The sequence below is a fragment of the Haloarcula hispanica ATCC 33960 genome, assembly GCF_000223905.1.
Taxonomy (GTDB): domain Archaea; phylum Halobacteriota; class Halobacteria; order Halobacteriales; family Haloarculaceae; genus Haloarcula; species Haloarcula hispanica.
The window spans coordinates 246,113-257,033 of record NC_015944.1 but is presented as its reverse complement, the minus strand read 5'-3'; the positions used below and the strand labels follow the sequence as shown (position 1 = coordinate 257,033).

Genomic DNA, 10,921 nt, shown 5'->3' with positions numbered 1-10,921 from the left:
AATCGAAATCATGAACCCACGGTTCGAGGAAGTCAAGACGGAGGCGTCAGCCGCGATAACCGAGGCCGACCTGCGCTCGGTGTACACCGGCATTATCCACGAGGACGGCCGCCACGAGTACTATTTCGGTAACGACACCGAGGAGGCGGCCGAACTCCGCGAGGCAGCGGCCATACAGCTCGGAATGTTGCTTCGCGTCCTTGCGGACCGCTCGGACAGTAGCGTCGACGAACTGACGACGCTCGCCGCAGAGCGAGCAGAACAGATGGAGTTGCGATAAGATACGGAACGGCCGCGCTCGCTACTCGGTGGTCGCGATAGCTTCGATTTCGACCGCTGCACCTTTCGGGACCGCACCAACGCCGACGGCGCTCCGCGCCGGTGGCTCCGATTCGAAAAACTCGCTGTAGGCCTCGTTGAACGAGTCGAAGTCGTCGATGTCGTCGAGATAGACGGTTGTCTTGAGTACGTCGTCCAGCGAGAGGTCTTCTGACTCCAGAATCGCCGCGACATTGTGAAGGCACTGCCGCGTCTGGTCGGCGACTGGCTCGCCGTCGAGGAGTTCGCCGTCTGTCGTTAGCGGGAGCTGTCCGGCGGTGATGAGGAGGTCGCCGTTCGACGTTGCCTGACTGTACGCGCCGACCGCGGCCGGTGCCTCGTCGGTGCTGATTACGCGCTTCATATCCGGCCGTACCTGCCCCCATCTCATAAACCCCTGCTGTGACGGGGGACACTCACACAACGTTCTCGAAAGCCAACCAGTTGTGTCCAGTCACTGATTGATGACGACAATCGCTATCAGCGCCAGACCGATGCCGGCGGCTTTCGTCAACGTCATGGACTCCCCGAACGCGATAACGCCGATGACTGCGGCAGTGATGAAGTACATCCCGCCGATGGTGGACACGATCGACGTGGGCCCCACAGTCACGCCGACGAACGTCGAGACCACGCCGACGGCCGCCGCGACGCCCGCCGCGCCGGCAAACATCATCCCCCGGTTCGTGACGACGGACGATGCGTCTGAGACAACGACGTATATCCCGGTGACGACCGTTGCAGCGGCGTAGGACACGAACGCCGCGGTCTCCGGGTCCATTGTACTTGACGCGACGTTGCCAAACGCTATCCAGAACCCCCAGGCTATCATCGTTCCCAGTCCGAACAGGACGGCGGCGTTCATCTGTCCGCCCTCCAGATGAGTCGGCTCCAACTCTCTCTAAGCGTCCTTGGCGAACGGCGACACCCATGCTCGTGCAATCGACGCATTGATTTGGTCGTATGTGGCCCGCTGACTTGAGTTCGGTGCCCGCTCGCCGCGTGTTTTTTATATTGACTCCGACAAAAGTATGCTAATGGCTAACGTCCCAGAAGACTCGTCGGACCGGACGCTGGAGGACGTGTTCTATCCGGCTGACAGAGTCCCGTTCGTCGAGTGGGACGAGCTATCCGGCGCAAAACCGACGGTCGTCCTGACCGGGACGGTCGCGCTGCTGGCGTTCGTGACCGGCCTTTCGAATCTGAGTCAGGCGTCGCTTGCACTTAATGGCCCGCTGACCGCCGTCGTCGACCTTCCGCTACCGTTCGTCAGGTTCGGTGGGGTGTTGTTCGCGTTCGTCCTCGGCATCGTGACGGTCGGGCTCCAGCGGCGCAAACAACTCGCGTGGCGCGTGGCGGCCGTCGTGCTTCTCGGTTTGGTAGTACTGCCGCTTACCACGTTTCAGCCAACTGATATCCCGTTGTTGTTGCTGACGCTGGTCACGTACCCGCTGCTGGTCCGCAACCGTCACCGGTTCGACCAGTCTCTTGACCTCTCGCCGATTCAGATCGCATCGCTGTCGGCGATTTTTGGCGTCGTTCTCTACGGGACCGTGGGTGCCTACGGGCTGCGAGGCCAGTTCCTCGAACTCGACAGTTGGGGCGACGCCGTGTACTACGTCGTCGTCACAATCGCGACGGTTGGTTACGGCGATATCACACCTGTGACAGCGGAAGCACGGTGGTTCTCGCTCTCTATCATCCTGTTCGGAACCGGCGCGTTCACCGTCGCCGTAGGCGCGCTCATTGGCCCCGCTATCGAATCCAGAATGGCGACAGCGTTCGGAGTCATGACAGCATCAGAACTCACACTTCTCGAGGACCACATCGTGGTTCTGGGGTACGGAGACGTTACGGCATCGCTGCTCGAGGAGCTGGGCGACGAGACGGAGGTCGTCGTCGTCACGCCCGACGAGGAAACCGTCGCGTCGCTGCAGAGCGAGGACGTGAACCTGCTCACCGGCGACCCAACCGACGAGGACGTTCTCCGGGATGCACGCGTCGGGACTGCGAGTGGCGTTGTGGTGGGGAGTAACGACGACGCACGCGACGTGCTCGCGGTCATCGCAACGAAAAACGTCAATCCGGACATCAGAACAGTCGCGGCGGCGACCGCCGAGAAACACGTCGAAAAGTTCCGCGCTGTCGGGGCGGACGAAGTTATCAATCCCCGCTCTATCGGCGGGCGGCTCCTGGGCCAGTCGGTGCTGGGCCGCGGGTCGAGCGAAGCACTGCTGGACGGAATCGAGACGGACGGCGATGGACCCGAAGCCGACGCCCCCGAGTAAACTGTCTTGCAGCCTGCCACCGACAGGATCGAGACGCCCTGACTCCAGTTTGAAGCGCGCTGTGGGATAGTAATATATGTATTCGATACTGAATATCGACGCATGGCCACCTCAGACGCCAGTGGCATTTCGGAGATCGTCGGCCGGCTACTGGTGACACTGTGTGCCGCATCCGGGGCGCTCGTGCTTGCGGGGTTCTTCTTTCCGACGCTTGTCGGCGAAGCCGTGACTGGTCCAGCGTGGCTGACTATCGCCCTCGTGTTTTTCAGTTCGGGACTGTGTTACATCGCGCTGCTTCCGTACTCCGAAGACAACACCGCACCGGCCGCGGCCGATGTCCTGCTCCGCGTCCGGCGGACAAAGGTCAGACGGGCCATCAAAGAGTTCCTCACACAGCACGAGCCAGCCATCCTCGCGTTCCCGGTGCTCGTGTTCGCCGCGTTCTTCGGGCTCCAGATCGCATTCCCTGCCCGGACGACGGGTGCCGTCGACGCCGCTGCTGCCACAGTCCTTCGCGGCGGCGGCCCGCTGTTTCTCGCCGCGGTCTTCCTCTCGGTCTGTTACTGTCTGTTTCTGTTGCTTGGGCCCTGGGGCGAAATCAAACTCGGCGGTCCGGACACGGAGCCAAGCTACACGTATCCGACATACTTTACGCTCGTTTTCACCGCCGGCATCGCGGCCGGACTGGTGTTCTGGGGCCCCACTGAGGCCTTGTTTCACTACGACCAGCCACCGCCGTACATCGGGGCAGCAGCCGGGTCGCCGGGCGCCGTCAACGGCGCGCTTGTGTACACCCTCTTTCACTGGGGCGTCTCGGCCTGGAGCGCATACGCTGTCATCGGCGTCCCGATAGCGTACTTCGCGTTCACGCGGGGCGCTCCGCTCCGGGTCTCGACAGTGCTGGCCCCCTTGCTCGGTGTCGATGAGCTCGATTCGGCCTGGGCCACACTGGTCGATACGCTGGCCGTTTTTGCCACTATCGGGGGCATCGCCACCTCGGTCGCACTCGTGAGCGAGCAGTTCCTCGCCGGGATCAATTACCAGTGGGACGTGGCAGCCGGTGAGGTCGGGCCGGTCCTGTTCGTCGGCGGCTTGACCCTGATATTTGTTGTCTCCAGCGCGACTGGGATCCACCGTGGCATCCGTCGCATCGCCGGCCTCAATATCGTCTTGTTTGGCCTGTTCGCGCTTCTCATCGCCGCCGTCGGTCCACGGTTGTTCATTCTCCAGCGAGGAACGCAGGCACTCGGGACTTACGTGGTGGAGTTCGTTCCGTTGAGTCTTCACACGGGCGGGCAGTGGGTCGCGGCGTGGACCGTCTGGAACTGGTCGTGGTGGTTTTCGTGGGCACCCTTCGCAGGGCTGTTCATCGCCGCACTCTCCCGCGGTCGCCGGGTCAGAACTGTCGTGTTCACGAGTGTCGTTGCGACCTCGGCGGCGACGATGGTCTGGTTCCTACTGCTCGGTGGTACGTCGCTGTTCATCCAGCAGACGGGGCAGGCCGATATTCTCGCCGCGATCGCACAACGTGGCGGTTCGGAGGCGGTCGCCGGCTTCCCGCTGTTCGCGTCATTACCGCTTGGACAGCTTCTGATGTTCCTGTTTCTCGCGCTCATCATCGTGTTCATGGCCACGTCGGCGGACACCTCGACGCTCGTCGTCTCTGTTCTGGCAACGCGACGGGGGATGGCACCGTCGGCGACGCATATCGTCTTCTGGGGTATTTTTCAGGGTTCAGTCGCCGTTTCGGTGTTGCTTCTCGGTGGTGCTGAGACGCTTCAGGCCCTGGCCGTCCTGACTGGCGGCCCGTTCGCCGTAATATCACTTGTGGCGGTCGGCGGGCTGACCGTGACCTGGTACCGGGACGAGCAGGGCCACACCTCCCTCTTCCGACGCGCCGTCAGGAAACTGCCGGACATTCAGACGCATCACGATGTGGACCCACCAGAAAAGAAATAAACCGCGGGCGCTGCGGTTTCAGGCCTCGGCGATTCCGGTACAGAAGTTCTCGACGATCTGTTTCCCGGCGTCAGTGAGGATGCTCTCCGGATGGAACTGGACGCCGATGTGTGGTTTCTCGGCGTGCTGGACGCCCATCACGACGCCCTGCTCGTCGTTGGTGTAGGCCGTCTCCTCCAGCTCGTCCGGGAGCGCTGCCGCCTCAACGGCCAGCGAGTGATACCGCCCGACCTCGAACGGGTCGTTGATCCCGTCGTATAGCCTCGTTCCATCGTGGCGGACCTCCGAGGGCTTCCCGTGGACCACGCTCGGCGCGTGGCCGACAGGAGTCCCGTGGGCCGCACAGAGCGCCTGGTGGCCCAGACAGACGCCAAGCGCCGGGTACTCTGTCTCGGCGAACACGTCGATGGACACGCCGGCCTCTGCGGGCGTCCCGGGCCCCGGCGAGACGACGATGCCGTCCGGGTCGAGTTCGTGGATGCCCTCAACATCGATAGCGTCGTTCCGGCGGACCGTGACATCGTCGAACTCGCCGACGTACTGGACCAGATTGTAGGCGAAGGAATCGTAGTTGTCGATAATGAGTATCATCGCATCCCCTCCATCGGTTCGGTCTCGGATTCGACGGCGAACGACCCCTGTTCGCCGAGCGCCTCGTCGACGGCAGTAACGAGCGCCCGGGCCTTGTCCAGTGTCTCCCTGTACTCCGCCTCTGGAACGGAGTCGTGTACGATGCCGCTCCCGACGCGGAGGCGGTACTCGCCGTCGTAGTGAACCAGCGTCCTGATCGTGATGTTCAGCGTCGCTCGATCGTCGAAACCAAACATCCCGATACTGCCGGTGTAGGGCCCTCGTCGGGTCCGCTCCACCTCGTCGATAATCTCCATCGTCCGCGGCTTCGGCGCGCCGGTGATGGTTCCGCCGGGGAACACGGCTGCGACCGCGTCGGCAATGCTCACGTCGTCGCGTAATTCCCCTTCGATGAGAGACACGAGGTGCATCACCTCGGAATACCGGTCGACGCGGCGGTACTCGGCGACGTCGACGGACCCATACTCGCTGACCTTGCCGAGGTCATTGCGTTCGAGGTCGACCAGCATGGCGTGTTCAGCCCGCTCCTTCTCGTCGCTACAGAGGTCTGCCTCAAGGTCCTCGTCTTCGGACGGCGTCGCGCCTCGCGGCCGCGTTCCGGCAATCGGCTCCGTAAGCAACTGGTCGCCATCGACGTCCAGCAACAGCTCCGGGCTGGCGCTGACAAGGTCGACGCCGGGGAACTCAAGCAGGGCTGAGTACGGAGCCGGATTCACCCGACGGACGGCGTCGAAGGTGTCGACCGGGTGGACGGCCGCCGGGGCGGTCAGCCGGTGTGAGACGTTTGTCTGGAACGTGTCGCCGTCCCTGACGTACTGTTTTATTTGCCGGACGCGGTCGGCGAACGCTGCTTCGCCGCACTCGCTCTCGAACGTGGCCTGACTCGCAGCGGTTGGCTGGGACTGGACGTGTTTCTCGCCGTGGATGGCGTCCTGTGCTAGCTCTCGGGCCATCGTCCGGCCACGCTCGAATGCCGATTCAGCCGACCCGTCGACGGTGGGACAGGCCGTTACATGTATCTCGACGTCGCCGTCGTGTGGCTCCTCCCACGCGGCGATGCAGTCGAACACGCCAAACTGAAGCCGTGGGAGGCCGTCCGAAACGGTAGTCTCTGGGATATCTTCCAGTTCCCGTGCCACGTCGTAGGAAAGCCAGCCGAACGCGCCACACGGGTACGGAACCGTACAGTCGCCGCGCTCTAGGTGTTCGCGGTCGAGTAGCTCGTCGATGGTCTCGATACTCGGACTCCCGCCGTCCTGTGCGGGCGTCGCGCTCGCAGAGACTTCGATTTGCTCGACCGGATCGACGCCGAAGTACCCCCAGCCGGATTGCCCGCCGGTCGTCTCGAGGTAGAAGCCGTCTGTGTTCCCGTCCCGGGCGCGGCGATACGCCTCGAACGGGTCAGGGACTGTGACGCGCGCTTCGACCGGCACGCGAGCGCCGTCCGCTGCGGTCCTCGCGGTTTCGATGAACGATTCTCTGTCGGTGCTGAACCGAATCTCACTCATAGTGCAGTTGCTCCCGGATGAGAGGGCGATGCCTCCCGGTATGGTTGTGTAGACCAACCACGGGTTCGGACAAAAACCTTCGGTACCTCGCCCCTTTACCCGAAATACTGTCGAATTGTCGACCGCTTGTGGTTGCACGCTGGACGAATAGCCGATGTCACTTCAAAGGCTGGATTATTCCCCATCGCCGACTATTCCGGCGGGGGTTGAGACGAGTATCGAACGCTTGCCCAGCCCCGACAGCCGACCGTCCAGCAGCGGTTCCCACTCCGGACGCCTGACCGGGGACTCCCGGGCCGATAGCGAACACAGCAATAATGACTACAATAATCGACGGCAACGAAATCGGCGACCAGATCACAGCGGGCGTCGCGGCGTGCACGGACACGCTCGTCGGCGAGGCTGTCACACCGGGGCTGGCGACGGTGTTGATGAGCGACGACGGCGCGAGTGAAACGTACGTCTCGATGAAACAACAGGCCTGTGAGGAGATCGGCATCGAGGGGTTCCATTACGAAATTAGCGCGGACGAACCGGCTGAGACGCTGTTTTCGACCATCGACGAGCTGAACGCGGACCCGGCCGTCCACGGAATTCTCGTCCAGATGCCGGTCCCCGACCACGTTCCCAAGCGCGACGTCTTGGAGCGGATCGATCCAATGAAAGACGTCGACGGGTTCCATCCCGAAAACGTCGGCCGGCTCGTCGCCGGCAATGCTCGATACAAGCCCTGTACGCCCCACGGAATACAGAAGATACTGGCCGAAACTGGTGTGGAGACGGAGGGGAAAGACGCCGTTGTCGTCGGTCGCTCGGACATCGTCGGCAAGCCGATGGCGAACCTGCTCATTCAGTACGGCCCGGGCGGAAACGCGACGACAACTGTGTGTCACTCCCGAACTGACGACCTGGCCGAAAAGACTCGCAACGCCGACATCGTGATCGCCGCCGCCGGGGTTCCGGAAATGATAGACGGATCGATGCTCTCGGCGGGTACGACAGTTATTGATGTGGGCATCAACCGGGTTGATGCTGACACGGAGAAGGGGTACGAACTCGTCGGGGACGTGGACTTCGAGAGCGCGAAAGCGAAGGCAGACGCCATCACGCCGGTCCCGGGCGGCGTCGGCCCGCTCACCATCGCGATGCTGATGTACAACACCGTGAAAGCCGCCAGCCTGCAGTCCGGCGTCGATATTTCACTCCCGTAGGATGGGCGCGCTGGCAGTCCGCCGGGCTACCTGCGTGGATTGCTACACGGTTTCGACTTCGCCACATTCCGGGCACGTAATCAGGAGTTCACCGGCCGGGTTCTGCCCCCCTTCGATGACGTTGTGGCCGCTAGCACACTGTTCGTGCATATACACCTCGTGGCTGTCGTGCTCACGCAGCCAGATGTGGCCCTCCTCCGGTGGGGAGACGATGCCGTGACAGAAGTAGCACTCGCCGTTCATACAGACTCGATGACAAGCCAGTCTCAAATAGCTACCTCTCAGTGTGGGATGCTGCTCGTTTGCAGTTCTACTGCGCCAGCGAGAACACAACATATAGCCAAAGAGAGAACTGTTGTTTCAGAACTAAGATGGTTCAGCCCAACCATCCGATATGGACTACTGTTACACGGGCGACACACACGAGAAACTGTTCGAGGCATACCAGGCCGACGAAGAGCCGTTTCCCACACAGACACAGATGGAGTTTCCGCGGCGGGAACACCGACGGCCGGAAGTCGACATCCTCAAGCGACTGTTCTTCCCGACCTGCTGGAACGCCGCTGAACTGGTCCGGGACGAACTCGCCGTGCTGGACCGTCTCGACACCCTTGGTGGCCTCTTCTTTGCCGGTATCAGACCGTACGCCGGATCTGACCCCGCTGAGACGGTCGACGCCGTCATCAATCGGCTCCCAGCAATTCGAACGCGACTCAAAAGAGACGTCGAGGCCGCGTTCAAAGGCGATCCGGCGGCGAAGACGTACATGGAGATAATCCGGTCCTATCCGGGCTTCATGGCGATACTCGTACAGCGGGTCGCACACACACTCTACGAGGCCGGGGCATCCGAGTACGCTCGCGAACTCACCGAATACGCCAAGACTGAGACCGGTATCGACATCCACCCCGGCGCTGAAATCGGCGACTACTTCTTCATCGACCACGGAACCGGTGTCGTCATCGGTGAAACCACGACCGTCGGCGAGTGGGTACGCCTCTATCAGGACGTAACGCTCGGCGCGCTCCACTTCGAGGCCGACGAGAGCGACGAACACAGACTGAAAAAGGGGTACAAACGACACCCCGACATCGGCGACCATGTCGTCATCGGCGCGGGCACGAAAGTTCTGGGCGCTATCACCGTCGGCGACCACGTCAGCATCGGGGCGAACTCCTGGGTCACCGACGACGTTCCGGACGAGACGAAAGTGTACGTCACTGACCACCCGACACAGGAACGGAAACGAACCAAATAACACTGCGACGGTACCGCACGGTTTCTGAAACCGCAAAACTACACTACTCGTCGGACAAACGGGCCTGACTGGTGTCACCGGCCCGGAAATCGCTCACACTGCTGTTGTCAGTTCAGCCGCCAGAAGTATTTCGGCTCTTATAGGTTAAGATAACAACTGTACCAGCATTAGTTTCTGTTTCAATCTCTACCGCCGTGGTCCTCTAGTCGTCACCGGGAACGAACTCGGCGACGCCGCTCAGATTTCGTGACCAGACGCCCTCATTTAGGTCGAGTCCGTCGTTCCACTTCCCGACGACGGTCGAAACCGCGAGGTCGCCGGTGACGTTGTTCATCGTTGCAATCCGCCCGAGGATCGGGTCGACGCCAGCGACGAACCCGACGACCTCCAGTGGGAGGCCGACCTGTGTGAGAATCACGGTGAGCATGACGATGCCCGCTCCCGGAACGCCGGCGGTTCCGATGCTGATGAGGACGGCCACTATCAAGACGAAGACCTGTTCAGTGAGCACCAGTGGCTGTCCGACGACGTTCGCGGCGAACATCACGGTGACTGCCTGCCGGATGGCGGCCCCGTCCATGTTCGCCGTCGCACCGACTGGGAGGGTGAACGAATACACCCGCTCGGCGATCTGCAGGTCTTCGTCCGCATTGCGCATCGTGACAGGGAGCGTTCCGCTCGAGGACCGAGTCGCGAACGCGGTCACCATCGCGTCTTTCGCCCCGCTGAGGAACGCAATCGGCGACACGTCGGCAACCACGCCCATCAAGAGAACGAGATAGGTGAAGCCGATGTGAATGACGATTGCGATAGTGACTGCCAACACGAGTTCGCCCAGTGAGGAGAACAGGCCGATCCCTTCAGTGCCGATTCCGGACGCCATCAGCGCGAACACGCCGAGCACACCGAATTCGAGGACTCCCCGAACGATGACAAACATCGCTTCAGCACCAACCTCAAACGCTTCGAACACCGAATCGACGCTATCCGCGAGCGCGTCTTGCTGGGAGCGGACGTACGTCAGCGCGATTCCGAATACGATGACGAAGAAAACCGTCGCCAGCAGATTCCCCTCCGCGAGCGCCGCGACCGGATTGTTCGGCACGATTCCGAGAACGACATCCAGCAACGACGGCGGTGCTTTCGATTGCGCTTCACCGCCGCCGAATTCGAGGCCACGGCCCGGCTGAAGCACGTTCGCAACCGCAAGGCCAATGATGCCTGCGAGGGTCGTCGTCAGGGCGTAGAGCCCGACTGTCGCACCGCCGATCCTCCCAAGCTTCGCGGGGGAGAGCTGTCGAATCCCGGTCAGCAGTGTGAAGACGATGATCGGGATGACCAGCATATTGAGCAGCCGAAGGAAGAGGTCGCCCACTGGTCTGACCACGGCCATCTGCTCCCCGAACGCGATACCGGCACCTGCACCCAGTATGAAGGCGACGAAGATACGCCAGATGAGTGGGATAGATCGATACCGGCTCCATAGCGTGTGAATGGGTTGTAGCATAGTATACAGCAACGGGTAGTCTTATAAAAACCCGTCAGCCCCGCCAGTATGTGCACGCGGCTATGATGCGGGCTTCGCTTACAAGATCCCGTTTGCAGACGGATTTGTCGGTACATAACAAGTCCTGTCGCCGATCCACTGAAAAGATAACAAAATAGCGGCTGTAGTCCGCTTGTTTTCAGAAACCCGAGGCCGCTGTCACTCCTGCCTGACGGTCATTATTGCCGTTTCCAGCTTCGCTGTTTATTTTCTCGAACCCATCAGGGTGGCCCACTCAGTGA

At 61.7% G+C, this 10,921-nt stretch carries 11 protein-coding genes; 5 read left to right on the top strand and 6 right to left on the bottom strand.

Annotated features, from left to right (window positions below; all coding sequences use genetic code 11):
- Positions 1 to 10 precede the first annotated feature (10 nt).
- Complete coding sequence (locus HAH_RS18435) at positions 11 to 280, top strand: hypothetical protein (RefSeq protein WP_011222717.1); 270 nt, start codon at positions 11 to 13, stop codon at positions 278 to 280.
- A gap of 21 nt (positions 281 to 301) precedes the next feature.
- Here HAH_RS18435 and HAH_RS18430 read toward each other — a convergent pair whose 3' ends face one another.
- Both HAH_RS18430 and HAH_RS18425 read right to left on the bottom strand, forming a co-directional pair.
- On the bottom strand, positions 302 to 682 hold the full coding sequence (locus tag HAH_RS18430; RefSeq protein ID WP_014031218.1) for a Rid family detoxifying hydrolase: 381 nt from the start codon (positions 680 to 682) through the stop codon (positions 302 to 304).
- Positions 683 to 772: 90 nt separating this feature from the next.
- Positions 773 to 1,183, bottom strand: a complete 411-nt coding sequence (locus HAH_RS18425; RefSeq protein ID WP_044952826.1) for an EamA family transporter — start codon at positions 1,181 to 1,183, stop codon at positions 773 to 775.
- Positions 1,184 to 1,355: 172 nt separating this feature from the next.
- Between HAH_RS18425 and HAH_RS18420 the strand changes: the two genes are divergently transcribed.
- Together HAH_RS18420 and HAH_RS18415 are read left to right on the top strand one after the other, a co-directional pair.
- Positions 1,356 to 2,606 (top strand): NAD-binding protein, encoded by a 1,251-nt coding sequence (locus HAH_RS18420; RefSeq protein WP_014031216.1) that lies wholly within the window; start codon positions 1,356 to 1,358, stop codon positions 2,604 to 2,606.
- Positions 2,607 to 2,708: 102 nt separating this feature from the next.
- Complete coding sequence (locus HAH_RS18415) at positions 2,709 to 4,565, top strand: BCCT family transporter (protein ID WP_014031215.1); 1,857 nt, start codon at positions 2,709 to 2,711, stop codon at positions 4,563 to 4,565.
- A gap of 18 nt (positions 4,566 to 4,583) precedes the next feature.
- Here HAH_RS18415 and HAH_RS18410 read toward each other — a convergent pair whose 3' ends face one another.
- Both HAH_RS18410 and pabB read right to left on the bottom strand, forming a co-directional pair.
- On the bottom strand, positions 4,584 to 5,156 hold the full coding sequence (locus tag HAH_RS18410; protein WP_014031214.1) for an anthranilate synthase component II: 573 nt from the start codon (positions 5,154 to 5,156) through the stop codon (positions 4,584 to 4,586).
- A complete protein-coding gene (pabB, locus tag HAH_RS18405; RefSeq protein ID WP_014031213.1) occupies positions 5,153 to 6,664 on the bottom strand; it encodes an aminodeoxychorismate synthase, component I in 1,512 nt (503 codons plus the stop codon). Before pabB ends, HAH_RS18410 begins: the two co-directional genes overlap by 4 nt.
- A gap of 317 nt (positions 6,665 to 6,981) precedes the next feature.
- On the opposite strand from pabB, the gene HAH_RS18400 reads away from it, so the two are divergent.
- Positions 6,982 to 7,875, top strand: a complete 894-nt coding sequence (locus tag HAH_RS18400; protein WP_014031212.1) for a bifunctional methylenetetrahydrofolate dehydrogenase/methenyltetrahydrofolate cyclohydrolase — start codon at positions 6,982 to 6,984, stop codon at positions 7,873 to 7,875.
- Between the two features lie 42 nt (positions 7,876 to 7,917).
- Here HAH_RS18400 and HAH_RS18395 read toward each other — a convergent pair whose 3' ends face one another.
- A complete protein-coding gene (locus HAH_RS18395; RefSeq protein ID WP_008312239.1) occupies positions 7,918 to 8,118 on the bottom strand; it encodes a hypothetical protein in 201 nt (66 codons plus the stop codon).
- A gap of 151 nt (positions 8,119 to 8,269) precedes the next feature.
- On the opposite strand from HAH_RS18395, the gene epsC reads away from it, so the two are divergent.
- Positions 8,270 to 9,133 (top strand): serine O-acetyltransferase EpsC, encoded by an 864-nt coding sequence (epsC, locus tag HAH_RS18390; RefSeq protein WP_014031211.1) that lies wholly within the window; start codon positions 8,270 to 8,272, stop codon positions 9,131 to 9,133.
- A 202-nt stretch (positions 9,134 to 9,335) separates the two neighbouring features.
- On the opposite strand, the gene HAH_RS18385 is transcribed toward epsC, so the two are convergent.
- On the bottom strand, positions 9,336 to 10,640 hold the full coding sequence (locus tag HAH_RS18385; protein ID WP_014031210.1) for a dicarboxylate/amino acid:cation symporter: 1,305 nt from the start codon (positions 10,638 to 10,640) through the stop codon (positions 9,336 to 9,338).
- Between the last annotated feature and the right edge of the window lie 281 nt (positions 10,641 to 10,921).